The sequence below is a fragment of the Leisingera sp. G5_S3_59_S7 genome, from assembly GCF_054968485.1.
On record NZ_JBQKUH010000014.1, the window covers coordinates 46,285 to 70,628 of the forward strand.

Below are 24,344 nucleotides of genomic sequence, written 5' to 3' on the forward strand. Positions count from 1 at the left end.
CCGTTCAATCGTTCTTTCAGGAAAGGGCGGCACCGGAGAGAGGTTCCGGTACCGCCAGGGTATCGCCCACAGGGAGGTGGTAGAGGGCGAATTCTACACGGAAAATTTGGGGTCGACCAATAATCGCGTAATCATGATTATGGTAATTTTTAGGCTGTCACGGCACCTCAGACAGCTTCGAGTGCGATTGCAATTCCCTGTCCCACGCCAATACACATGGTCGACAACGACTTTTCTCCAGGTTTGAGGTCCAGCATCGCTGAGCCGGTGATGCGGGCACCCGACATGCCAAGCGGATGGCCGAGAGCAATAGCGCCGCCGTTTGGGTTCACGCGGGCATCATCATCCGCGATCCCCAGGTGCCGTAGTGTGGCCAGACCCTGCGAAGCAAAGGCTTCGTTAAGTTCGATCACCGAGAAGTCTTCTTGTTTCAGTCCAAGTCGCGCCATCAGCTTTTTCGACGCCGGTGCCGGCCCGAAACCCATGATGCGCGGTGCAACGCCGGCGGTTGCGCCGCCCAAGACCCTTGCGACCGGCGTGAGGCCAAATTTTTTTGCGACGTCGCTGGTGGCAAGGATCAATGCTGCGGCACCATCGTTCACGCCTGAAGAATTCCCTGCGGTTACCGTGCCATCCGCTTTTACGAAAGTTTTCAGTTGGGCGAGCGCTTCCAAAGTCGTACTCGCGCGAGGGTGTTCATCCTGTACGACGATCTTTGGCTCCCCCTTTCGCTGAGGAATCTCTACCGGGACAATTTCACGGGCCAAACGACCGTTCGCCATAGCAACGCTCGCCTTTTGCTGGGAATGTAGGGCGAAAGCATCTTGGTCGGCGCGGTTGATGCCGAAGACTTCAGCCACGTTTTCGGCCGTTTCAGGCATACTGTCGACGCCGTATTGGCTCTTCATCAGTCTATTGACGAAGCGCCAGCCGATGGTGGTGTCTTCCACACTATTCTCGCGCGAGAATACTGTTGTAGCTTTTGGCATCACAAACGGAGCACGCGACATGCTTTCCACACCACCTGCGACAATGAGATCGGCCTCTCCTGATTTGATAGCGCGGGCGGCCGTGATTATCGCATCCATGCCCGACCCGCACAACCGATTCATTGTTGTCCCCGGTACACAATCCGGAAATCCAGCTAGTAGAAGCGACATGCGAGCAACATTACGGTTGTCCTCTCCCGCTTGGTTGGCGCAGCCAAAAATCACTTCGTCAATGGTCGCTAGATCTAGCCCCGGGTTTCGGCTGGCCAAGGCCCTGAGTGGGATTGCGCCAAGATCGTCGGCTCGCACAGAAGAAAGCGCGCCGCCATAGCGACCGATTGGTGTGCGGATGTAATCGCAGATATAGACGTTTGTCATTCTTTGAGTGCCTTTGTCAGGTCCGGGACTGCGTCGAAGAGGTCTGCGACGAGGCCGTAATCGGCGATTTGGAAGATGGGGGCCTCTTCGTCCTTGTTGATGGCGACGATGACCTTACTGTCCTTCATCCCCGCAAGGTGTTGAATTGCCCCGGAAATCCCGACCGCGATATACAGCTCGGGCGCCACGACCTTGCCGGTCTGGCCGACCTGCCAGTCGTTCGGTGCGAACCCAGAGTCCACAGCCGCGCGCGAGGCGCCGACGGCAGCACCCAGTTTGTCCGCAAGTGCTTCAATAATCGCGAAATTTTCCTCGGAACCGACGCCGCGCCCGCCCGAGACCACGACCTTGGCCGAGGTCAGTTCCGGACGATCCGACGCCGCGACCTTGTCCTCGACCCAGGCGCTCAGGCCCGCGTTGCCGGCTGCTGCGATGGCCTCGACGGCGGCCGAGCCACCCTGGCCAGCCGCGTCGAAGGCGGTGGTGCGGACGGTCAGTAACTTCTTGGAATCGTTGGACTTTACCGTCTGCATCGCGTTGCCCGCGTAGATCGGGCGCTCGAACGTGGACCCGTCCAGGATGGCCGTCACGTCCGACAGAACCATCACATCCAGCAGCGCCGCAACGCGCGGCAGGATGTTTTTCGCGCTTGCCGTGGAGGGAGCAACGATATGTTCATAATTGCCTGCCAGGCTGACCACCAGATCGGCGACCGGCTCGGCCAGGCCGTTGGCGTAGGCCGCGTCATCCGCGACCACAACCTTCGCCACGCCGTCGATCTGCGACGCGGCCTGACCCGCAGCAGCAGGGCCCGCAACCAGAACGGTCACATCGCCCAGCGATTTGGCAGCGGTCACCGCCTTGGCGGTGGCGTCCAGCGCCAGCGCGCCACCGGCGATTTCTGCAAGGAGAAGAACAGCCATTACACGATCCCCTTTTCTTTCAGTTTCGACACCAGCTCGTCGACCGAGCCGACCATCTCGCCTGCCGACCGTGCGGCGGGCTCGGCGGTTTTCACAATCTCCAGGCGCGGGGTGACATCGACGCCGTAATCGGCGGCGGTCTTCTCATCCAGCGGCTTCTTCTTGGCCTTCATGATGTTGGGCAGCGAGGCATAGCGCGGCTCGTTCAGGCGCAAATCGGCGGTGACGATCGCCGGCAGCTTGACCTTGATCGTCTGCAACCCGCCATCCACTTCGCGGGTCACGACGGCATGATCGCCTTCGATCCCGACCTCGGAGGCATAGGTCGCCTGGCCCCAGCCCAGCAGCGCCGCCAGCATCTGGCCGGTGGCGTTCATGTCATTGTCGATCGCCTGCTTGCCCGCGATCACCAGGCCCGGCGCCTCGGCGTCGATCACGGCCTTCAGGATCTTGGCCACCGCCAGCGGCTCGATGTCCTGGTGCACGTCATCGGCGGCCACAACCAGGATCGCCCGGTCCGCGCCCATCGCCAGCGCCGTGCGCAGCGTTTCCTGCGCCTGCTTCACGCCGATCGAGACGACGACAACCTCGTCCGCCTTGCCCGCTTCCTTCAGCCGGATCGCCTCTTCGACCGCAATCTCGTCGAACGGGTTCATCGACATCTTCACATTCGCGAGATCAACTCCGCTCCCGTCCGCCTTAACGCGAACCTTCACGTTGTGGTCAATTAGGCGTTTTATAGGAGCAATTATTTTCATTGGCTTTTATCGTTTTCAAAATTTGCAATGGTGGTAACGGCCCGGATTCCGAGCCGTTACTCGGGATGGGTCCCTGTCAATTCGCAGTATAACCGCCATCTACTACAATCTCTGCTCCGTGAACGAACGATGACTCATCCGATGCGAGGAACAGGACCGCATTCGAAACCTCTTCAGGTTTGCTTGGTCGCTTGAGCAGCGTCGCCCCCAGAATTGCCTGCCGGGTAACTTCGTCGGCGTGTAGCAGATCTTTTGTCATGGGAGTATCGATGACACCGGGATGGATCGAATTCACGCGTATGCCACTTTCAGCCAGGTCGACTGCGCAGGATTTCGTCAACATCCGTACGGCGCCTTTGGATCCAATGTAGGCTCCCGCCGAAGCGGCTCCAACAATCCCATAGATTGAAGAAATATTGATAATAGATGCCTTTTCGGCCTCTTTCATCAATGGAACCGCGGCTCGGATGCCGAGATAAATACCGCGTACATTGACGTTGAACGTCATGTCAAATTCGTCAGGCGAGGTTTCGTGGAGCGGCTTAAGAATGAGAATGCCAGCGTTGTTCACTAGCACATCAAGCCGACCAGCACTTGATTGCACCGTAGAGATGACATTCTTCCAATCTTCTTCAAGCGTCACGTCATGTTGAATGAATTCCGCCTTCCCTCCGGCTTCAATGATACCTTTCACTACGCTTTCAGCCGCTTCCGTGTCACGGTCGGTTACAAATACATGCGCACCTTCACGTGCCAGCGTTTCACAATGGGCTTTTCCCATGCCCATCGCTCCACCTGTTACCAGTGCGACTTTTCCGAATACCCTTCCCAAATCTCTCTCCCTAGTTTTCATGAACAAATTTAATTGGTTCCGCCGGGGATTCTTGATGCCCGGCGGAATTCTTTACACCTTCTCGGCAGTGCGGTTGCGGATCAGGGATGTATAACCTTCCTCCTTCACTGCATTAATGGCATTTCGGTAATTGCCAATCCCGGCCATGTAGAACATTACTGCATTCTTCTTTCCGGGGATATTTGCGCCGAAGATCCAGCTTTCAGCTTTGGGGAAGAGTGTCATGTCGGCGATTTCACGACAGGTGCGAACCCAAGCATCGCGCGCTTCCACGGTTGGCTCCACATTTCGAACCCCCTCTTCTTCCACCGTGCAAATCGTGTCAGCGATCCATTCGACTTGCGTCTCAATGCTGGGGGGCAGGTTGGTGAAGGGGCCATTAGGGCCAAGGATCATGAAGAAGTTCGGGAAGTCGACCTCCATCATGCCGAGGTAACCGAGCGGGCCTTCCTTCCAAGTGTCGCGCATGGTCACGCCTCCGCGTCCGCGGAGGTCCATTTTGACGTAATTGCCGTCGACCGCATCGAAGCCAGTGGCAAAGATTACGATGTCAAGCTCATGCTCCTCGCCGCTTTCGAGACGTATGCCGTTCGGAGTGAACTCTGCGATCGGATCGGCCTTAACGTCGGCGAGGGTCACGTTGTCTCGGTTGTAGACCTCGTAATAGTTGTTTCCGCAAAGCGGGCGCTTGGCGTAAAGGTCCTTCGGCGTCAGTTTCTCTGCGACCTTGGGGTCCTTCACGATTTTCTTGATTTTGCCCTTGATGAAGTCAGCGGCCGCATCATTGGCCACTTGGCTGGTCGCAATATCGCAAAAGGTGCCAAACATGAAATAGAAACCACCGCCGCGCTGCCAGGCGGCTTCGAAGACCCGCTCCCGTTCTTCGGGGGAGGCGGTTTCGGCGGGCTTGACGCTTTCTTCGAAGCCGAAGGCCACAACAGAATTCTTCACTTGATTCCAGATACTATCGTAGTTTGCCTTTTGCTCTGCGATGGTAGCATCGTCTTGCGGGGTGTTCCCAATCGGCACGACATATTGTGCAGAGCGCTGAAAAACAGTCAGGTGTTTTGCAACTGGTGCCGTTGCTGTAATAACCTGCACACCGGTCGAGCCAGTGCCAATAATGCCCACGCGTTTGTTGCTCAAGTCCACGCCGTCGGGCCAGGCACCTGTGTGTAAGATACGGCCTTTGAAATCATCGATGCCCTTGAATTTTGGAACATTCGTTGCGGACAAGAGACCGAGGCCAGTGACAAGGTATTTGGCGGTAACTGTCTCACCACTATCAGTGATCACGTTCCAGAGACCGGTTTTTTCATTATAGTGCGCGCCGTCCACCTTGGTGTCGAACTTGTAGCTGCGTCGGAGATCGAGATGATCCGCCACCTCGTTCATGTATTCGAGGATCTCGGGCTGGGTCAGATACCGCGTTTTCCAGCGGCCTTTTTGAAGCAACTCTTTGTCAAAAGAATAGCGGTAGACATAGCTTTCCGTGTCCGACAGCGCACCGGGATATCGGTTCCACCACCAGGTGCCGCCAACGTCACTGGCGCTGTCATAGCCCCGGACGTTCAGTCCCTGCTCGTTGCGAAGTTTGTGGACGGCGTAAAGCCCGCCGAAGCCCGCGCCAATGACGACTGCGTCGTAATCCGCTCCGGATGTTTTAGTAATCTCAGTCTGAATGTTCATGTCACTCCTCCCAGAGTAAGACTGCTCCGCCCCGCAGTTTGCGGGTGAGATGGCAGATGAATGTGTCGTAGGGGTTTCTCTCGCACCGCACCGCACCGCACCGCAATGCAGTGCGAGTACAGGTGTCAGAGGGCCTGATACCATGCGGCGATGCGACCAAGTTCCTCGTTCGCCTCGGGCGCGCGTCCCGAAAGCGCGGGAAAGACATGCTGCATGCCTTCGACGATAGACAGGGTCACATTTACGCCCTGTGCCTTGGCCTTTTCGTGCAACCGCTCGGCATCGCTCCTAAGCGTCTCAGCCCCTCCGGCATTGATATAAAGCGGCGGGTAACCGGTGAAATCGTTCTCCAGAGGGTTGGCCAACGGATTTAGCTGATCAGTGCCTTCACCGAGGAACATTCCCGCCATCGCTTCGAGAATCGGTTTCCCGACTAGCGCATCGGTTTCCGCGTTGGTTTCCAGTGTTTCCCCGCGCATCGCCATGTCTAGCCAGGGCGAATATGCGATGACCGCTCCGGGCAGTGGCAGCCCAAGTTCGCGAAATTTCAGCACGCTGGCGATGGCAAGATTGCCGCCAGCACTGTCGCCAGCGGTCAGAATATTTCTTGCCTTGAAGCCCTTATCCAGCAATGCTGTGTACGCGGCTACCGCATCTTCGATCTGCGCCGGAAATGGGTGCTCGGGTGCGCGTCGATAGTGCAGGATCACCGACGTAACCCCAAGCACCTTAGCGAGGTGCCCTGCCATTTTCCGATGACTATCGGCTGAGCCGACGGCAAAGCCGCCACCATGAGTGTAAACAATTACACGCGAGGTATCGGCCCCGACAGGCAGTGCCCAGATAGCCTCGACTCCTCCGATATGATCGCTTTTGTAGCTAACGTTTTCCGGCTCTAGAGCAGGCTGCCCCCATTCATCGAACATGCTGCGCAAGTTCGCGATCGTCAGGTCTGGGTTCTCGACCATCTGATCGGTCCAATTCTGATAAAGCGCCCGCAGCGTATCCGCTTCTCTACTGATTTCCATATTTATCCTCCCAAGAGTAACATTTGGCAAAGCCACCACCTGACGTCGCCAATCTCGGAGGCGTCAAACGGTCTGAGGCGTACGCCAATGATCTCAGAGTAAGGGCGAAGAATGCACCGTGTATTGAACATACCTGCTTTGGAAATTGTATGATCTTGCTCAGCCTGTCGTGAGGCAGATATGCCTGCTACTAGGCTCTGTTGAACAAATTCCGTGCGGGATCCATCTTATGAACCCGGCTTGGTAGCCGGGGTGCATGAGCAGACTGCACCCCCGACCTACAACACCAGGAACTTGCGAGCCTACAATGAAGCGCTCAAGCGCCGGGGCGCTCTGGCAATCTGGTTCGACCCCGAAATGAGCTGGGAGGCCGCGCCGATAGGCAGTCGTGGCCGGCAGCAGACCTACAGCGATGCCTCCAGCCAGACCTGCCTTTCCATGAAGGTGTTATTCGGCATGGCGCTCCGGTAGACGACTGGGTTCGTCTAGAGCCTGCTGCAGCTGGTTGGTCTCGTCCGGACTGTGCCCGACTTCAGCACCCTGTCCCGGCGTCAGAAGACCCTGGCCGTGAACATCTCGAATCGCGGCTCCAAGGGGCCGCTGCACCTGCTGTCAGCACGCGTATCAAAGTCGCGGGCGAAGGCGAGTGGCACGCCCGCAAGCATGGTGGACCCAAACGGCGCGTCTGGACCGAGATCCATCTCGGGGTTGACGAGGAAACACTGGAGGTTCGCGCAGTGACGAGGTCACAGGGAGCCACATCGGCGATGCATGGGTTTTACCCGACCTCCTCAACCAGATCCCGGCGGACCAGTAGATCGGCAGTGTCATGGCTGACGGTGCCTACGACACACGGAAATGCCACGACGCAATTGCTGACCGTGGTGCCCACGCCGTTATCCCGCCACGCAAGAACGCAAAGCCATGGAAGACCATCACCGCCGGAGCCGTGGCGCGAAACGAGGCCCTGCGCGCGGCGAAGTGCCTGGCTCGCGCGCTCTGGCGACGATGGAGCGGATACCACCGCCGAAGCAGTGTCGAGACGAAAATGAACTGTGTCATGTCGCTGGGGCATCGCCTTATAGCGCGGGACTTTGACCGTCAGGTCGCGGCACTCCCAGTCCGCATCGCCGTCCTGAACGGATACACTGCACTCGGCATACCCGTTACGGAAGCTGTGGGATAAGTTTATCCGGGGAAAGGGCAACCACGGCCATCACCCCATTTGCAAAACAGACTCCCTCTACCACAGAAAGACAACTTATCTGCCGGTGATCGTGGGAAACATGCTGACATGTTCCTCCCCGGTCGCGAAAACTCTTTCTAAATAACGAGGCACCCTCCAGCCGCAAGGATCCTCTTTGACATGCGCGCTGAAGAGCGCGGTCAACCGATCCTTGCCGATATTTTTGGCGTGGTGCATCAGGCCTCCCCGCCAGCGGGGAAATCCGTAGCCGTGAATCATTACTAGGTCGATGTCTTGCGGTTTTTCTGCTACGCCTTCGTCAAGGATATCGCAGGCTTCCGCCACCATTGTGAGCAAGAGCCTTTCTACGATTTCGTCAGCTGAGAACTCGCGGCGAGTGAAGTTCATTTCTTCTGAGACACGGAGTATTTCGCTAGCGACCAGCTCCGAATGTGAGGGTTTGCCGTCTGGCCCATAGTCGTACCATCCGGCGCCCGATTTGCGTCCTAGGCGTTTGTGCTTTTCGACCAGCCGCTCGACCAAGGGCACGTGACCACAGCAGTTCCCTTCGGCAACTGCCTTGCGACGGATATTCGCGTAGGCGATGTCCAGCCCCGACATGTCCTGTGCAGCATATGGACCCATCGCCATACCGAATCCGCGCATAGCCGCGTCGATCTCGTCGACATTAGCCCCCTCCACCAGAAGGCGATTAGCGGCGCGACGGTAGCTCGACAAAATTCGGTTTCCGATGAAGCCATCGCAAACACCAGACAGTACCGGGATTTTACCAAGCCTGTGCGCCAGCACAAGTGCTGCACCTAATGTTCCGTCTGACGTTCGGTCGCTCCTGACGACTTCCAGAAGTTTCATAATATGCGCAGGACTGAAGAAATGCATCCCTACAAAGCGTGCCGGGTGTTTCAACCCATCAGAGAGCCGATTTACATCGAGATAGGATGTGTTTGTGGCAATGATGGTCTCGGGTGGCAGTGCGCCTTCGAGTTCGGTCAGGATCGCGGTCTTAACCGCAAAATCCTCGAAGGCCGCCTCGATTGCTAGATCGGTTGGTGGCAGAGCGTCATAGCCTGAGACCGTAACCAGCCGGTCTTCAACCGTCTTTGCCGCATCGACGGACAGAATACCGCGACTGATACCCTGATCAATCAGCTTTTGCAGGTTTTTACTGGCCCACTCGGCGGACGAGGCACTACGTTCGACGACAGTCACCGAGATCCCTGCGGTCGCCAGCGTGTACGCAATAGCTGCGCCCATATTGCCACCACCGACCACGATGGCGGTTTCAGCATCTCGGGAAGGTCGGGGGTAGGCGCGCCCCTTGTTGGTTGCGGTACGCTCGGTGAAGAAAACGTGCCTAAGGGCCCGCGCCTGATCCGAGGTACGAAGGTCCAAAAACGCAGAGCGCTCGCTGGCTAGTGCGTCGTGCAGCGGCGTCGTCGCACTGGTCGCGACTAGGTTCACCGCAACCTGCGGGGCATTCTGGCCAGGCATACGCCGCGCTACATGCGCTCGGGCGACTTCCGCTGCGACGTGGTTTGGCTTTGGTGAAGGAAGATTGTCGGGTGCCTGTGCCGCCTCAAGTACATCGTCATCGAGAGCTATGGCCGCGCCAAGCGGGTCATCGGCTAGCAGCTGGATCAGTCCCATTTTCAGTGCCTGCTCGGCGGAAACAGCCTTCCCGGTGACAATCATGTCAAGCGCAGCTTCAATACCGATAAGTCGCGGCAGTCTTTGGGTTCCCCCTGCGCCAGGCACGATCCCCAAGTTTACCTCTGGCAAGCCCAGTTTGGCAGAAGTTGAGGCGATGCGATAGCAGCAAGCCAGAGCAATCTCTAGTCCCCCACCAAGCGCAGCCCCGTTGATTGCTGCGATAGTAGGAATCGGGAGGTGTGCAAGTTGCATCAGCACATCATTTAGTTGTGGATCAACAGGCAACTTACCGAATTCCTTCGCATCCGCGCCCGCGACGAAGGTCGTTCCTGTGCCGGTGATAATCAGCCTGGTAGCCCCAGTTTCGAGGACTTTGAAGATACAGTGTTGTATTCCAGCCCGAACCTCCGCGTTGATTAGGTTAAGCGGCGAATTGTCTATGGTCAGAATTGCTGCGTCATTTGAGAAGCTTAATTCAACAGGCATGGGCATCCTCACAGCACTGGCGCGCGATTGCGCGAGATAAATTTGGTAATGAGATAGCCTTCGAAGGTTTCCGTCCCGCCTTCAGTCCCATAGCCGCTGTCTCTCACGCCTCCAAACGGAGTCTCGGGCAGAGCGAGGCCGAACTGGTTGATGCTTACCATACCTGCCTGCAAACCCGCAGCTGCTTTATCTGCACGCTCTAACGAATTGGTAAAGACATAGGACGCCAGCCCGAAGGGTAGCCCGTTGGCCCGCGACAGTCCGTCCTCTATGTCACGAAAAGACGAGACGACAGCAATCGGGCCGAAGGGTTCTTCGCGCATCAAGTCAATGTCGTCGTTGGGCGTATCGACGATTGTCGGGGCATAGAAGTTACCATGATTTCCAAGCCTTTTGCCTCCCGTCAACACCCGTGCGCCGTTTTCGCGGGCATCCTCGACGAGCTTTTCCATCGCATTCACGCGTCCGCGATGACACAATGGTCCCATCTGCGTGCCTTCGGCTAAACCAGCGCCCACCTTTACGCTCTCAAATGCTGAAACTAGTTCGGACAGAAATCGATCGTAGATGCCTTGTTGTACGTAAAACCGGGTTGGGGCGATGCACACCTGGCCTGCATTGCGCAGCTTGTTGACCGCCAAGGCGCGCGCCGCGGCCGTGGCATCGGTGTCGTCGAACACCAATACGGGCGCGTGACCGCCGAGCTCCATCGTCGCCCGCTTCATATGGCGGCCAGCCAATTCTGCCAGATGCTTGCCCACCTCGACCGAACCGGTGAAGGTGATTTTGCGCACCTCGGGGCGCGCAATTAGAGTTTCCGAAATGAAGGCCGCATTACCCCAGACAAGGTTCAGACAGCCTTCGGGCAATCCTGCATCCAGCAGATAGCGAGCAATTGCCATGCAACCCGCCGGAGCCTCTGCCGGGGCTTTTAAGATCATCGTGCAACCTGACGCAAGCGCCGCCGCGACCTTGCGTACCGCTTGGCTCAGCGGAAAATTCCAAGGCGTGATGGCAAGGCAGACGCCTATCGGTTCGCGCACGACAAGCTGCTGTACCCGCGGGCTGCGTGATGGAATGATGCGCCCATAAATGCGCCGACATTCCTCGGCGTGCCAGTCAACGTGGTCAGCCGAGGCGCGGACCTCAGCCAAAGCCTCAGCCAGCGGCTTGCCTTCATCGAGAGTGATCCAGCCAGCGATCAGTCTGTCATTTTGGCGCAGCAGGTCGGCAAACCGCCGCAAAATCGCACTTCGTTCCATGGGAGAGCTGTTTTTCCATCGGCGAAAAGCTGATTCGGCCGAGTGAACCGCATGGTCTAGATCTGCGGCGCTAGCCTGCGGAATCTGTCCGATAGTTTGCCCGTTTGCAGGGTTTATGACTGCACGATCCTCTGGCGTGGGAGAAGCGATCCAGTCTCGTCCGATGAGGTGCTGGATGGTCGGATAATTCATTTCTTTCATGGCATTATGCCCTCGCTTAGTTGTGTCATCCGCAGGATCCGGCACGAATGGGACTAGGTGGACGACCTTAATTTTCCGCATAGCGGGAAAGTTTACCGCAGTATTGACTCGGACGTTATCGATCGTTTAGGTGTGTTTCAAGACGCATAATTCTTTCCGAGGAGGGATATCGTGAGACCAAGGAAAGACCGCACCAAGGATGCCGAGAAACAGGATCGCGATTTTGTCACGGCGTTGGCGCGCGGCTTGGAGCTGTTGCGGGCCTTTCGGCGGGAAGGGGAGGCTCTGGGGAACGGTGAGTTGGCCGAGCGCACTGGCCTGAGCAGATCGACGGTCTCCCGGCTGGCCTATACACTGAACAAGCTGGAATACCTCAGCTACGACCCGGATACAGCACGTTATCGACTGGCCCCTCCAGTGCTTTCGTTGGGTTTCTCCTGCCTTGCAGGGATTCCGCTGCGGCAACTGGCGAAGCCCTTTATGCAGGAGCTGGCTGATTACACAGGCATGCCGGTGGCCATGGCCAGTCGTGACCGGCTATCGATGGTCTATCTGGAGCGGTGCAAGGGCACTAATGCCGTCACGCTGGCGATCGAGGTTGGTGCCCATATTAAACTGGCCACGACCGCGGTTGGTCGCGCCTGCATAGCGGCGCACGACCCGGATGAGCGGGCCAGAATTCTGGCCCTTGTGGAGGAACATGAAGGCGACAACTGGCCGAATGTGCAGCCCGGAATCGAAGCAGCTATCGCAGACTACCAACAGCACGGTTACTGCACGTCCTTCACGGAGTGGAAACGTGATGTGAACGCTGTAGCGGTGCCCTTCGTGCCGAAGGACGGCTCACCCATTATTGCCTTCAACTGCGGTGGCCCTTCGCAAACCCTTACGCGCGACTGGATCGAAAGCGACGTCGCGCACCGCCTTGTCGATCTTGTCCGCCGCGTTGCGGCGGTCGCACCCTGAACAATAGAGAGCATCATGGCCCTTGATAAAGATACCCTTTCCCAGTTTCTCGACGCGCTCGACCGCTTCGTGAAAGAGCGACTAATCCCTTACGAGGATCGCGTCGCCGACGAGGATGTGATTCCGCCGATGCTGGTCGATGAAATCCGCATGATGGGCCTTTTCGGCATGTCGATCCCGGAAGATTTCGGCGGGCTCGGCTTGTCGATGATAGAGGAAGTGCAAGCCGCTTTCGTTCTTGGCCAGGCTTCGCCTGCGTTCCGGTCGCTAGTTGGCACCAACAACGGGATCGGCTCTCAGGGAATCATCATCGATGGAACCGACGAGCAGAAGGCGCAGTATCTACCAGCTCTCGCGTCCGGAGATATGATCGCATCCTTCGCCCTAACCGAGCCAGATGCTGGGTCGGATGCTGGCAGTCTGCGCACTACGGCGCGGCGTGACGGTAACGATTTCCTTCTGAACGGCACGAAACGCTACATTACCAATGCACCGCGTGCCGATCTATTCACGGTTTTTGCCCGGACCAATCCAGAGGCGGAAGGTTCTGCCGGCGTAAGCGCCTTTCTCGTCGAGGCAGGGACGCCAGGCATAACGCTTGGCCAGCCTGACAGGAAGATGGGGCAGAAGGGCTCGCACACATGCGACGTCATCCTTGACAATGTCCGCGTGCCTGCCGCGAACATTATCGGCGGGCCGGACCGTCTGAACAAGGGCTTTAAGACAGCAATGAAAGTCCTTGACCGGGGCCGACTGCATATTTCTGCCGTCTGTGTGGGCGCCGCCGAACGGCTGATCCGTGACAGCCTATCCTATGCGATGGAACGCAAACAATTCGGTGAACCCATCGCTGAAAAGCAACTGATCCAAGCCATGCTGGCTGACAGTCGCGCCGAGGCCTTCGCAGCGCGTTGCATGATCGAAGAAACAGCACGCCGCAAGGACGCTGGTCAGAACGTGTCGACTGATGCTGCCTGCTGCAAGATGTTTGCCAGTGAGATGGTAGGTCGAGTGGCCGATCGCGCAGTGCAAATCCACGGCGGTGCAGGATACATGGCCGAATATGCGGTCGAGCGCTTCTATCGCGATGTGCGTCTCTTCCGCATCTACGAGGGGACAACCCAGATTCAGCAAATACTGATCGCGCGGAATATGATCCGCACTGCAGCAGCTTAACAGGAGCGAAGACAAACTATGGACTTCAATTTCCTTTCCACCCCGAGGATCGTCTGCGAGAGCGGTGGGCTTGGCCGGATCGGCAGCCTGATGCAAGATTTGTCTTGCACCCGTGCGCTGGTCGTGACGGACCCGGGCATATTGGCCTGTGGTTTTGCGGACGAGGCAGCCGCCTCACTTAGGGCTGCTGGCATCGAGGTTGAGATTTTTCATAAAGTCGAAGCGGACCCCCCGATCGCTGTCGTCGAGGCCGCGGTAGAGGTCGCGCGGGCCTTTGGTGCTGACGGAATCATCGGACTTGGCGGCGGCAGTTCACTGGACACTGCCAAGGTCATCGCAGCGGCGGTAGCCAACGATCAACCGATTACGGACATGATCGGGATTAATCAGGTCACCGATAAACGCTTGCCACTGATCCAGGTGCCAACCACGGCAGGGACCGGATCAGAGGTAACATGGGTGTCCGTGCTGACTTCGGAAAGCCACGAAAAAAAAGCGGTATATGCACCGCAGCTTCTGCCTGACGTTGCCTTGCTAGATGCAAAGCTAACATTGGGAATGCCTCGTCACATCACAGCGGCCACGGCGTTAGACGCAATGGTTCACGCCATTGAGGCAGTAACCAGTCGCACCAGAAAGAATCCCATTTCCGATGGAATGGCGGACAAAGCGCTGGTGCTTCTCGGTCAGAACTTACCAATCGTCATGGAAACGCCTTCGGACCTGTCAGCGCGAGAGGCCATGCTGTTGGGGGCGACACTGGCTGGGATGGCCTTCATTAATGCCAGCGTGGGGGCGATTCATGCCTTGTCATACCCACTTGGAACAGGTTTCAAGGTTCCTCACGGGCACGCAAACGCTCTGGTCGCAGGACCAGTGATGAGGTTCAACATGCCCGTTGCAGAAGCTGAATATGCTCGTCTATCGCGGTTACTACTGCCCTCGCGGCCTTTCAACTCTGATGCGGCTGCGGCCCATGGCCTGATCGACGAGATGGAACGGATGCTAGTCGAAAGCGGACTTGAGTCTCGACTTTCTGGTGTCGGAGTGACCGAGGCAGCCATTCCCGGAATGGCTAATGAGGTCGTGACCGGTATCACGCGATTGCTGGAGACCAACCCGCGCGACATGACAGCCGAAGATGTGTCGCGCCTCTATCAGGAGGCGCTTTGATGGCTGGCTCATTGGACGGGATCAAGGTGGTCGACCTCAGCCGCGTGCTGGGCGGGCCTTACTGCACCCAAATGCTTGCGGATCATGGCGCTGAGGTCATCAAGGTGGAGCCGCCTCTGGGCGACGAGACCCGCAGTTGGGGCCCGCCTTTCAATGATGAACTCAGCGCTTATTTCTCTGGCGCCAACCGCAACAAGCGGTCCATCGCTATCGATCTGCAGCAACCGGAAGGGCGCGACCTGATTTTGCGGTTTCTTCAGGATGCGGATGTTTTAGTTCACAATTTTAAGTCTGGTACTCTTGAAAAATGGGGGCTTGGTTATGCTGATGTTCTCAGGGCACGTTTTCCTAGACTGGTACTCTGCCATGTGACTGGATTTGGTTCCGATGGCCCACTTGGCGGTTTTCCCGGCTATGACGCCGTGGTACAAGCTATGACGGGCCTCATGAGCATCAACGGCAATCCCTCCGAAGGCCCGACACGCATGGGTACGCCCATCGTGGACATCGGCACCGGTCTGATCGCCTGTAACGCTATTCTCGCCGCACTTTTGGAACGGGGCCGGTCCGGATTGGGCCAAGCCATCGAAGTGCCGCTATATGATTGCGCGATCAGCATGATGCATCCCCAAGCGGCTAATTCCCTCATGTCCGGACAGATACCAATGGCGACCGGCAATGGGCATCCAAATATCGTACCATACGACATGTTCGAAACAAGTAATGGCAAACTCTATCTGGCTATCGGTAACAATGGTCAGTTCGCAAAACTCTGTGACGTGCTTGGCCTACCTGAGGTGCCCTGCGATCCACGATTTGCCGACAATGCCGCGCGTCTTGCGCATCGGTCAGAGATGACAGAGGTCTTGTCAGAGTGCCTGGTGCAACATGACGCCTTCAAACTTGAGCCGGTGCTTTTGAAAGCTGGGATTCCCGCCGGAGTCGTTCGGAATGTGAATGAAGCGTTGGAGCATCCACACACCCGACATCGCGGCATGGTGGTATCAGTTGGCACCTACCGCGGCACCGGCGTGCCAGCACGCTTGTCGCGTACCCCCGGAGCGGTTCGCGCGGCACCGCCTCGCTTCGGGCAGCATAGTAGGGAGTTGCTTAGCGAGGCTGGACTGACAGAAGCTGAAATCGATAGATTGACTCAAGCGAATATCGTTCGAGAAGAACCGCGGATGCGCGAGACGACCTAAGCCGAAATTTCAGCTCAAGCGGACGATCGTGAAAAAGTTCAGGGAGGCCAAGATGGAAAGACTGCTCATATCACCGGACCGGATACCCGAATGGATTCCCGGCACGACTACGTTGGACAGTTCCGGGTGCAACTGGAACGGCATTACCCTGAAGGGCTATCGTTATGAGCGACAAGACGCGGCAATTCCCCCCATGCGCGACTATATGATTGTTGCATATGATGGCGCGCCAACCACTATGCGCCGCACGAGTGGCGGCCCATGGCAAAGCGCGCGCGTAGAGAAAGGTAGGATTTCCTTGCTCACGCGTGCAGAGGAATCCACTTGGAGTTGGTCCGAGCCTATCACGGTTAGACACGTCTATCTCAGTCACAGTGAACTCGAAAACACGGCCCTTTCGGTCTTTGATCGTGACCCGAAGTCCATTGAGATCAATGATTGTCTGTCTGCGAAGGACCCCTGTATCCTGAACTGCATCCAATTGCTAGAGAATGAGCTAAAGAACGGTGGAATCGGCCAGAGATTGATCATCGACGCCCTGCGCATCCAGATCGCCGTTCACCTTCTGCGTCAGTACGCCAAGGTCTCTTTGACCAGCGACGCAAACTCGAACTTCAGCCCTGCTCAAAGGCAGAGAATCATCGATCTCGTTGAAAGCTGCTTAGGTGAAAACCTCAGTCTGGAAGACATGGCCGCATCTATCGGTTTCAGCCAGTTTCACTTTTCGCGTCAGTTCAAGGCGGAGTTTGGGTTGGCACCGTATGCATATGTTTTGCGCAAGCGAATATCGAAGGCCCAGGAGATGCTGAGAAAGGGTAATGCCCCCCTGAAAGTGGTCGCGCTTGACTGCGGTTTTGCAGATCAGAGTCATTTTAGTCGAACTTTTCGAAAAATGACAGGCGCGACCCCCGCCGAATTCCGGCGCATGGCATAATTACCGGAAAACTATTCCTTCCTATCGCTGTCACGCACCAGAGACAAAGAAATGTTGAGCCCGTAACGCTGCAATGAATGTACCAGAAACAGAATTTAAACCACGATTTGCCTTCGAACGCAGGATTTTCTTTGGCGACTGTGACCAGCTGGGAATCGCCTTTACTGGCCGGATCACGAATTTCGCGCTGGAAGCGATCGAGACTTTCTGGGACGATTTGCTTTCAGGCCGGGGCTGGCTTTTTCTACTCACGGAAAGAAACACGGCCATGCCTTTTGTCTCTATGGACCTACAATTCCATGCGCCGGTGAAAGCAGGCGCGAACCTAGCATGCGAGGTCTATGTGGTCCATGTCGGGGAAAGTTCAGTTGGTCTAAAAGTTGTCGGCCGTCAGCATGACTTGATTTGCTTCGAATGCGAAACGAAGTCAGTTTTCCGAGATGCTTCAACATTTGGAAAAGTCAAAATTGAAAGCTCAATTCGGCAGATTTTGCTCGCGGAAGTGGGTTCGGAAAATCAAACAGTGAGCTAGCAACCTTTGAGGTTGCCGCCTGTAATCAAAGAGGTTTTTCGCCCCGTTTGCGTGTGACCGAGTGCAAATTTCTATCTGGCCTTCAAGAATGGCATTTTGAAAAGCCGCGGCCAGAGACGAAGGTCAGCGGATGAGGTCTGAAGTGGTCCCAGGAAACCGGACAGTCAGCTAAGGTGTTTCCCGAACCTTTGAAGGGATACGAACATGGCAAAGCGCCGGAACTTTACAGATCAGTTTAAGGCCAAGGTGGCGTTGGAAGCGCTGCGTGGCGACAAGACCGTGCAGGAGATCGCGGCGAAGCATCAGTTGCACCCAAATCAGGTCAGCACATGGAAGCGGCAGGCCATCGAGGGCATGGCCGATGTGTTCTCGGGTGGCAAGCAGAGCGGCCCGACCGAGGCGGAAGTAAAGGAACTTCACGCCAAGATCGGGAGGCTGGCGGTCGAGAACGATTTTTTGTCGGAAGGGCTGAAGCGATGAGCCCTGGAAAGAAACGCGCGATGATCAACCGGGATCACCCCAAGCTGAGCATCAGCCAGCAGTGCAAGCTGGTGAGCCTGAGCCGGTCGGCGTTCTACTACACGCCCGCCGGGATCGACGCCGACACGCTGTCGATGATGAAAGAGATCGACCGGGTGTTCACCAAATACCCATTCTTCGGGTCGCGCCAGATCGCGGCCTATCTGCGCCGGGAAGGCATTGTTGTTGGCCGCCATCGCGTCAGGCGATTGATGGCGAAGATGGGTCTTGAAGCGGTCTACAAGCGCCCACGAACCAGCCAGCCGCATCCTCAGCACCCGGTCTTCCCGTATCTGCTGAGGAAGATGGTGATTGACCGACCGAACCAGGTCTGGTGCGCCGATATCACCTTTGTGCCAGTCAGAAATGGCTTCCTCTATCTGGTGGCAATCATGGACTGGGCGACGCGCAAGGTGCTGAGCTGGCGGTTGTCGAACACGATGCACGCCGACTTCTGCGTCGAAGCACTGAGCGAGGCCATCGCCAGGTACGGCCCGCCTGAGATCATGAACACAGATCAGGGATCGCAGTTCACCGGATCGGCCTGGATCACGACGCTGACCGAGGCGGGCGTGCGCATCTCGATGGACGGGCGCGGGCGTTACCTCGACAACATCTTCATCGAACGCCTCTGGCGATCCCTGAAGCAGGAGGCCATCTATCTCGAAGAAATCAATGAAGGCTTCCGGGCCCGTCGTGTCATCAAGGGCTGGATGGCATTCTATAACACCAGCCGACCCCATTCCGCGCTTGATCGGCAGACGCCGGACGACGCATATTGGGCAGGCTTGGAAGAGCGACACGCAGCATGAAACCTAAACCCGATACACCTTAGAAACGCTGCAAACCTGTCCGAAAAGATGGGACCACTTCACACGTCAACGCACAGTGAAAGCCAGAGAAAGGGAAGCCCGGGTGCCGGGCTTGAAAGGATAGAGAGAGGCTCATCCGGGTCCGGCGAGACAAGGACCCTGACCATGGCCAAGACCACGACCCGCCCGAATCCCACCACCTCAAAAAAGACCGAAGCCGTTGGATCGGCCGCGCCTGACGGCGGTGCCGACATCCGGATGATCCCGCTCGACAAGCTGGAGCCGAGCCCACTCAACGTCCGCAAGGTGGCCGCAAGCGCCAGCGACGATGCCGAGATTCTTGCGAGCATCCGCGAGACGGGAATCAAGCAGAACCTGGTGGTTCACGCACTTTCCGAGACACGTTTTGCCGTCGACGCAGGCGGTCGTCGCCTCAAGGCGCTGAAACAACTCGCCGAGGACGGTGTGATCCCCGCTGATCATCCAGTGCCCTGCCTTGTCGAGGACGAGCGCAACGCCATCCTTACCTCGGCCACAGAAAACCTCCAGCGCGCGGCGATGCATCCGGCAGACCAGTTCGAGGCCTTCGACAAGATGATCGGCGAGGGTCGCAGCGAAGACGAGATTGCGCTCAAATTCGGCGTCTCCGTCGACCTGGTGCGCCGTCGCCTCAAACTCGCCCGTGTCGCACCCGAAATCATCGAGCAGTTTCGTGCCGGTGATCTGACCCTCGAATGCGTGATGGCTTTCACGCTGACCGACGACCATGACCGCCAGCTCGCGGTCTGGAACGCCGTGAAGGGCGGCTATCACATCCATCCGCAGAGCATCAAACGTCAGCTGACCGGGGCCGCACATTCGGCGAACTCGGCAATTGGTCGATTTGTCGGCATCGAGGCGTATGAGGCGGCGGGCGGGGTTCTGCTGCGGGATCTCTTCGACGACCGGGCAACCGCTCATATGGAAAACCCCGACCTCTTGGAGCGTCTCGCCATTGAGAAACTGCAGGCTGCGGCCAAACCCTTCGAAGGGATATGGAAATGGGTCGAAGTGCATCTTTCGGTGGATTATGGCGCGTTTCGCAGTTTCGGGCGGGTCTATCCGCAGGACATCGAACCGGATGCGGACATGCTGGCCGAGGAGGAACGTCTCATCGCGCGTGAGGAAGAATTGGCGGCGCAGAACGACGGGGAGGACTGGACCGACGCGGAGACCGAAGAATACTACGCCATCGAGCCGCGTTTGCGCGAAATTGAAGCCATGCAGCGCGAACGGCAACCCTATGCCGAGGCAGATCGCGCTATCGCCGGTGTAGTCCTGACCATCGGCCATGACGGGGTGTTGCGCGTCGAGAAAGGCCTGGTGCGGCCCGAGGACATTCCTGTTGCGCCCGAACCGGACGATACCACCGCAGATCCGGATGGCGCTCCCTCCCCTGCCCGCCCACAGGTGACGCCGCCGACCTCCTCCACGCCGGTGCCGAGCTCCGACCCGGCCGCGACGTTGCGCAAGGCGGACGGGATTTCGGCGAGCCTGGCCGACGATCTGCGCGCCACGCGTCAGCACATCCTGCGGGCGCATCTGGCGGCGGATTTCGAGGTGGCTTTCGATGCGATGCTCTACGCGCTCTGCGAGCAGGCTTTGGGGCGGTCCTACAACAACGAGGCGCTCGATATCTCCATCCGGCCCTTCCAGGCGCAAAACCGCGAGGTGCTGCATGCGGACACCGTCGCTCAGAAGATGCTTGAGGCGTTGGAGCAGGACCTCGCCACCGACTGGATGAAGCTGGAGAAACCCGATGACTTCCGGGCGATGTCGGCCCTGCCCATTGCGGACAAGCAGGCGCTTTTCGCCTGGGCGACGGGTCTCGCGGTCAAGCCGCAGCTCTCCTCTGACAATCGCCCCTCCCACATCATTGAGGAGATTGGTGCGCGGCTCGACGTCGATGTGGCGGCCTGCTGGCGCCCGAGTGCCCAGAACTACTGGGGTCGCGTCAACAAGGGGCATGCGGTGGCCACGGCGCGCAAGCTCATCGGCGATGATTACGCCGAGGATCGCAATCGCGAACGCAAGGGCGATCTCGCAGCCGCGATGGAGCGCGCTTTCGCGGAAACGGCCGGCGAGACGGAAGGTTTCGACGCGGCGACGGCAGCAAAGACAACGCGCTGGCTGCCAGACGGGATGGTGTTTGCCGGTGCGGCGGAGGCCGACGCCAAAATGATTGGCGATGCGCCCGAGGCGGAGGAAGGCGACGTGCCTGCCGCAGACGCTCTGGCCGAGGCGGAGAGCAATGAACCATCGTCCTTGCCCGCCTTCCTTAGCGGAGATGCGGCCTGACGAAGCGAACACCGACCTGATCACGACATGAGCTTTGGGCCGCCCTCACATCGAGGGCGGCTCTTTCCGGCTGACGGGTTGCCGACAGCCGATATCGGATCGGCTGGCCCGTCCCGGAGACATCCTATGACCACCAGACTCGACCTCGATCCTGTTCAGGAAGCCGCACGCATCGCCGCGCAGAATGACGCGTTTCGCAATTCCATCCTCGGCAATCCTTCCGTTGCCGATGCCCCGCAGGGACAGTTTGTGATGACATGTGGCGTCGCCGCGCTTGGACCCGACGCACAACTGGAACTCACACGCCGCGTTGCCGCGTTCGACGCCTTCAATGCCGACAGTGACCCGCAGGGATTGCACGAGATGGGGGTCATCGAATTCAATGGCACGAAGGTTTGGTTCAAGATCGACTTGTACGACGTCGATTATCAGTACGGCTCGCCTGAGCCTTCCGACCCGAAACAGACGCGTCGCGTGCTGACCTTGCTTCTCCCGTCGGAATACTGACGCCCTCCACCCCCAATCGCCGCCCCGGGCCGTCCTTGCATAAAGGGCGGTCCTTTCGGGCTGGCGGGTTTCAAGGGGCGCGATGATCGCGTCCGGCCTGCTGCAGGAGACCAGAGATGGCCAAGACACTCGATTACCAGATCACCCTCTATCCCGCGCATCGTGACGGCGCCTTCGTTGTTACCCAGTTCCATATGATGGCGACCTACCCCGAAAAGCGCGTCCAGGCCGCGGGCATGGACGATTTGATCGACAAGGTGACGCAGTTCGCAATGGAGCATGGTGAGAGTTGCAGTGCTTCGGTGCGTTGCCTCGCCCCGCGCAAACCGCCGGGGTTCAAGCGCGCGACCGAGAATCTGTATTTCAACCTGGTTGACCGGACGGCTGAAAACCGCGGCGACGCTGCGGCCTGAAGCCCCCCAAAGGAAACTCCGGGGCGGCCTCGCGTAACGGTCGCCCTCCCCTCTCCCAATTCCAAAGGACAAAAAGACATGACACAAGCGACTGATTTCTACGCACAGATGCTCGAATCCCAGAGACGCGCATCCGAAGAGCGGGGCGAGACTCGCGCTGCCCTTCTCTCCGAGCTGCGTGCCTTCGGCGTGACCAGCATCGAGGTGCAATATGAAGGCTACGGCGATTCCGGCAATGTCGAGGATGTCGTCGTGACACCCGACACGATCACGCTGACAGAAGAGTTGCGACGCCGGGTTGAAGATTTTGGTTGGGATTTCGCCTATGCGCTGAGCCCCGGATTCGAGAACAACGAGGGCGGTTATGGCGAGCTGACCTGGGCGCTCGAGACGGACAAGATCGATGTTAGCCACTCGAACCGCTATATCGAAACCAACACCACCGAACACGAGGGGCTCTGACATGGCACATCCCCTCCACCACGCCGAAAGCTCCGCCCGAAAATTCGGCGGTGTTCCAGATGACTATCAGTTCGTGCATGACTGGTTTGACTCATCCAAAGAGCACCTAGGTCTCTTTGTTCACAGAGCCCAAAAACATCATACAGTCGGGATCTATGATGCCGAACGTCACTTCGGCCGCAGCCTGACCAACAGCGCGGGCCGGGTCGTCCCGATCCGCTGGATCGGTGAGCAGCATGTGCGCGAGGACTGCCAGGGACGGATCCCGTCGCTGGCGGACTGGCTTGTCCGCATTCAGCCGGAACCGTGGATGGCCAATGGCCGGATCGACAACGATCCTACGCAGATTGTTGGCGATCCGCGTGCGGTCTGGATCGAGGCGGTCTCCAATCACCAGACCATTCTCGGTTTTGAGGACTGGCTGCTGAAGGTCTCTGTCGAGCACATCCAGCATCGCCAAAACCGCGCCGCTGCCTGATCCGCCGGCCAGAAAACTCACCAACCACCGGATCCCATCCACTTCGACCCGCCTGCGCCACAACCGGCTTGGCGGGTCGATTGCGTTTCAAGAAAGGATATCGACATGCAAGACCCTGTCTACGAGGAGGCCTACCAAGGCCACGTCATCAAGATCTATCACGACCCCGATTCTGAGAACCCAAGGGAGTGGTCCAACCTCGGAGCGCTGATCTGTTGGCACCGCCGATACCGGCTGGGGGACAGCCACCGGTTCGACTGCCCCGAGGCGTTCCTGCGCGATCTTGCGGGCGTCTCGGATCAGAGCGATCTTTCACTGGATCGCCTCCGCGAGCGCGCCGAGCGCAAGGCAATCATCTTGCCCGTGTACCTCTACGACCATTCCGGCCTCGCGATGAACACCATCGAGTTCCATTGTCCGTGGGATTCCGGCCAAGTTGGCTTTGTATACGTAACGCTCGAAACGGTTCGAAAGGAGTTCGGCGCGAAGCGCGTCACCAAGGCGATGCGCGAAAAGGCCAAGGACATTCTGCGCGCTGAGATCGTCACCTTCGATGCCTACCTCGGCGGACGGGTTTATGGCTATGTCGTCGAGCGTGACGGTGAAGAGATCGACGCCTGTTGGGGGTTCTTCGAGCACTATGATCTGGACTGCCTGTCCGAGGCGCGGGCGGTTGTAGATCCTCTGATTTTGCGAGAGGTACAAAGACCCGCCGCTGCGGAACAGGGCGCAAGCCCACCCCTGAGTTGAAACGCCCGCAATACTCATATATCTTATTCATGCGTATTACGGAGGTGAGCATGGCAAGCACAAGCGTCACACTTGGCCCCCATTGGGACGAATTCATCGCCCTGATGCTTAAAGAGGGGCGTTACGGGTCAACCAGCGAGTTGATCCGCGCCTCTCTGCGCCTGATGGAGGAGCAGGAAGGTCAGCGGGCGCGGCTTCGCGTTGCGCTGATGGAGGGCAAACAATCCGGTGACGCCGGTCCGCTTGACATGGATGAGATCAAGCGCGACGCGCGGAGCCGCTCTGGCGCTTCTGATGCGTGACATTCATCACTCTCAGGCGGCAAAATCCGACCTCGTCGATATCTGGGTCGAGACAGACCGACAGTGGGGCGAGGCGCAGGCGGACCGCTATCTCGATGATATCGATCGCGCCCTGAAGGGTCTCATCGCCAACCCGCAAATGGGGTCTGACTGTTCCGATCTCTTGCAGGGTGCGCGTAAACTGATCACGGGCCGGCACCTCGTGTTCTACGAGGTGGACCCGGACAGGATCTTCGTGATCCGAGTCTTGCATCAGTCCATGGACGTGCCGAGGCATCTGCGGTCGTCCTGATAACGGGCGAATTCGCACCGGGGCTTTGCCATGAAAGAGCGAGAGGCAGGGCAGGAGGGGTGACC

General features: G+C 58.1%; 23 protein-coding genes and 1 pseudogene. 16 read left to right on the top strand and 8 right to left on the bottom strand.

Annotated features, from left to right (window positions below):
- Positions 1-167: 167 nt before the first annotated feature.
- From pcaF to ACTRWG_RS08910, 6 genes are all read right to left on the bottom strand, one after another.
- A complete protein-coding gene (gene pcaF / locus ACTRWG_RS08885) occupies positions 168-1,367 on the bottom strand; it encodes a 3-oxoadipyl-CoA thiolase (protein WP_007120599.1) in 1,200 nt (399 codons plus the stop codon).
- Positions 1,364-2,290, bottom strand: coding sequence for an FAD-binding protein (locus ACTRWG_RS08890; protein WP_009827022.1), 927 nt, complete (start codon positions 2,288-2,290; stop codon positions 1,364-1,366). Before ACTRWG_RS08890 ends, pcaF begins: the two co-directional genes overlap by 4 nt.
- Positions 2,290-3,048 carry an electron transfer flavoprotein subunit beta/FixA family protein gene (locus tag ACTRWG_RS08895; protein ID WP_009827023.1) on the bottom strand — a complete coding sequence of 253 codons (759 nt, stop codon included), beginning with the start codon at positions 3,046-3,048 and terminating at the stop codon, positions 2,290-2,292. The genes ACTRWG_RS08890 and ACTRWG_RS08895 overlap by 1 nt, the downstream gene beginning before the upstream one ends.
- Before the next feature lie 76 nt (positions 3,049-3,124).
- Entirely contained in the window at positions 3,125-3,901 is a 777-nt protein-coding gene (locus tag ACTRWG_RS08900; RefSeq protein ID WP_009827024.1) for an SDR family NAD(P)-dependent oxidoreductase, read from the bottom strand.
- 51 nt (positions 3,902-3,952) lie between these two features.
- Entirely contained in the window at positions 3,953-5,590 is a 1,638-nt protein-coding gene (locus ACTRWG_RS08905) for a flavin-containing monooxygenase (protein ID WP_009827025.1), read from the bottom strand.
- Between the two features lie 125 nt (positions 5,591-5,715).
- Positions 5,716-6,618, bottom strand: a complete 903-nt coding sequence (locus ACTRWG_RS08910; protein ID WP_009827026.1) for an alpha/beta hydrolase — start codon at positions 6,616-6,618, stop codon at positions 5,716-5,718.
- Between the two features lie 252 nt (positions 6,619-6,870).
- Here ACTRWG_RS08910 and ACTRWG_RS08915 point away from each other — a divergent pair.
- A pseudogene (locus ACTRWG_RS08915) lies at positions 6,871-7,804 on the top strand (IS5 family transposase).
- 75 nt (positions 7,805-7,879) lie between these two features.
- Here the strand turns inward: ACTRWG_RS08915 and ACTRWG_RS08920 are convergent.
- Together ACTRWG_RS08920 and ACTRWG_RS08925 are read right to left on the bottom strand one after the other, a co-directional pair.
- Positions 7,880-9,961: an FAD-dependent oxidoreductase gene (locus tag ACTRWG_RS08920; RefSeq protein WP_197918802.1), complete on the bottom strand. Its 2,082-nt coding sequence runs from the start codon at positions 9,959-9,961 to the stop codon at positions 7,880-7,882.
- A gap of 8 nt (positions 9,962-9,969) precedes the next feature.
- Positions 9,970-11,424, bottom strand: coding sequence for an NAD-dependent succinate-semialdehyde dehydrogenase (locus ACTRWG_RS08925; protein ID WP_232272174.1), 1,455 nt, complete (start codon positions 11,422-11,424; stop codon positions 9,970-9,972).
- A gap of 171 nt (positions 11,425-11,595) precedes the next feature.
- On the opposite strand from ACTRWG_RS08925, the gene ACTRWG_RS08930 reads away from it, so the two are divergent.
- The 15 genes from ACTRWG_RS08930 (at position 11,596) to ACTRWG_RS09000 (ending at position 24,279) form a co-directional block, all read left to right on the top strand.
- Complete coding sequence (locus ACTRWG_RS08930; RefSeq protein ID WP_007120594.1) at positions 11,596-12,390, top strand: IclR family transcriptional regulator; 795 nt, start codon at positions 11,596-11,598, stop codon at positions 12,388-12,390.
- A gap of 15 nt (positions 12,391-12,405) precedes the next feature.
- Positions 12,406-13,566, top strand: coding sequence for an acyl-CoA dehydrogenase family protein (locus tag ACTRWG_RS08935; protein WP_007120593.1), 1,161 nt, complete (start codon positions 12,406-12,408; stop codon positions 13,564-13,566).
- Between the two features lie 18 nt (positions 13,567-13,584).
- The gene (locus ACTRWG_RS08940) at positions 13,585-14,739 is read left to right on the top strand and encodes an iron-containing alcohol dehydrogenase (protein ID WP_007120592.1); all 1,155 of its coding nucleotides are present in this window, start codon (positions 13,585-13,587) and stop codon (positions 14,737-14,739) included.
- The gene (locus ACTRWG_RS08945; protein ID WP_007120591.1) at positions 14,739-15,941 is read left to right on the top strand and encodes a CaiB/BaiF CoA transferase family protein; all 1,203 of its coding nucleotides are present in this window, start codon (positions 14,739-14,741) and stop codon (positions 15,939-15,941) included. The genes ACTRWG_RS08940 and ACTRWG_RS08945 overlap by 1 nt, the downstream gene beginning before the upstream one ends.
- Positions 15,942-15,993: 52 nt before the next feature.
- Positions 15,994-16,875 (top strand): helix-turn-helix domain-containing protein, encoded by an 882-nt coding sequence (locus tag ACTRWG_RS08950; RefSeq protein ID WP_232272173.1) that lies wholly within the window; start codon positions 15,994-15,996, stop codon positions 16,873-16,875.
- 73 nt (positions 16,876-16,948) lie between these two features.
- Positions 16,949-17,407 carry an acyl-CoA thioesterase gene (locus ACTRWG_RS08955; protein WP_007120589.1) on the top strand — a complete coding sequence of 153 codons (459 nt, stop codon included), beginning with the start codon at positions 16,949-16,951 and terminating at the stop codon, positions 17,405-17,407.
- Between the two features lie 204 nt (positions 17,408-17,611).
- Positions 17,612-18,738 (top strand): IS3 family transposase gene (locus ACTRWG_RS08960; RefSeq protein WP_369924169.1). Its coding sequence is split into 2 segments (ribosomal slippage): positions 17,612-17,858 and positions 17,858-18,738, totalling 1,128 coding nucleotides; the frame shifts between segments, so codons are not numbered across the junction.
- Between the two features lie 165 nt (positions 18,739-18,903).
- On the top strand, positions 18,904-21,075 hold the full coding sequence (locus ACTRWG_RS08965; RefSeq protein ID WP_009827031.1) for a ParB/RepB/Spo0J family partition protein: 2,172 nt from the start codon (positions 18,904-18,906) through the stop codon (positions 21,073-21,075).
- 126 nt (positions 21,076-21,201) lie between these two features.
- A complete protein-coding gene (locus ACTRWG_RS08970) occupies positions 21,202-21,582 on the top strand; it encodes a DUF3768 domain-containing protein (protein ID WP_009827032.1) in 381 nt (126 codons plus the stop codon).
- Positions 21,583-21,698: 116 nt separating this feature from the next.
- Positions 21,699-21,995, top strand: coding sequence for a hypothetical protein (locus ACTRWG_RS08975; RefSeq protein ID WP_009827033.1), 297 nt, complete (start codon positions 21,699-21,701; stop codon positions 21,993-21,995).
- Between the two features lie 78 nt (positions 21,996-22,073).
- On the top strand, positions 22,074-22,457 hold the full coding sequence (locus tag ACTRWG_RS08980) for a DUF6878 family protein (RefSeq protein WP_009827034.1): 384 nt from the start codon (positions 22,074-22,076) through the stop codon (positions 22,455-22,457).
- Position 22,458: 1 nt separating this feature from the next.
- Positions 22,459-22,935 carry a DUF6915 family protein gene (locus tag ACTRWG_RS08985; protein ID WP_009827035.1) on the top strand — a complete coding sequence of 159 codons (477 nt, stop codon included), beginning with the start codon at positions 22,459-22,461 and terminating at the stop codon, positions 22,933-22,935.
- Between the two features lie 105 nt (positions 22,936-23,040).
- Complete coding sequence (locus tag ACTRWG_RS08990) at positions 23,041-23,685, top strand: hypothetical protein (RefSeq protein WP_462829224.1); 645 nt, start codon at positions 23,041-23,043, stop codon at positions 23,683-23,685.
- 50 nt (positions 23,686-23,735) lie between these two features.
- Positions 23,736-23,987 carry a type II toxin-antitoxin system ParD family antitoxin gene (locus tag ACTRWG_RS08995; RefSeq protein WP_009827037.1) on the top strand — a complete coding sequence of 84 codons (252 nt, stop codon included), beginning with the start codon at positions 23,736-23,738 and terminating at the stop codon, positions 23,985-23,987.
- Complete coding sequence (locus ACTRWG_RS09000) at positions 23,980-24,279, top strand: type II toxin-antitoxin system RelE/ParE family toxin (RefSeq protein ID WP_009827038.1); 300 nt, start codon at positions 23,980-23,982, stop codon at positions 24,277-24,279. The genes ACTRWG_RS08995 and ACTRWG_RS09000 overlap by 8 nt, the downstream gene beginning before the upstream one ends.
- The last annotated feature ends 65 nt before the right edge of the window (positions 24,280-24,344 follow it).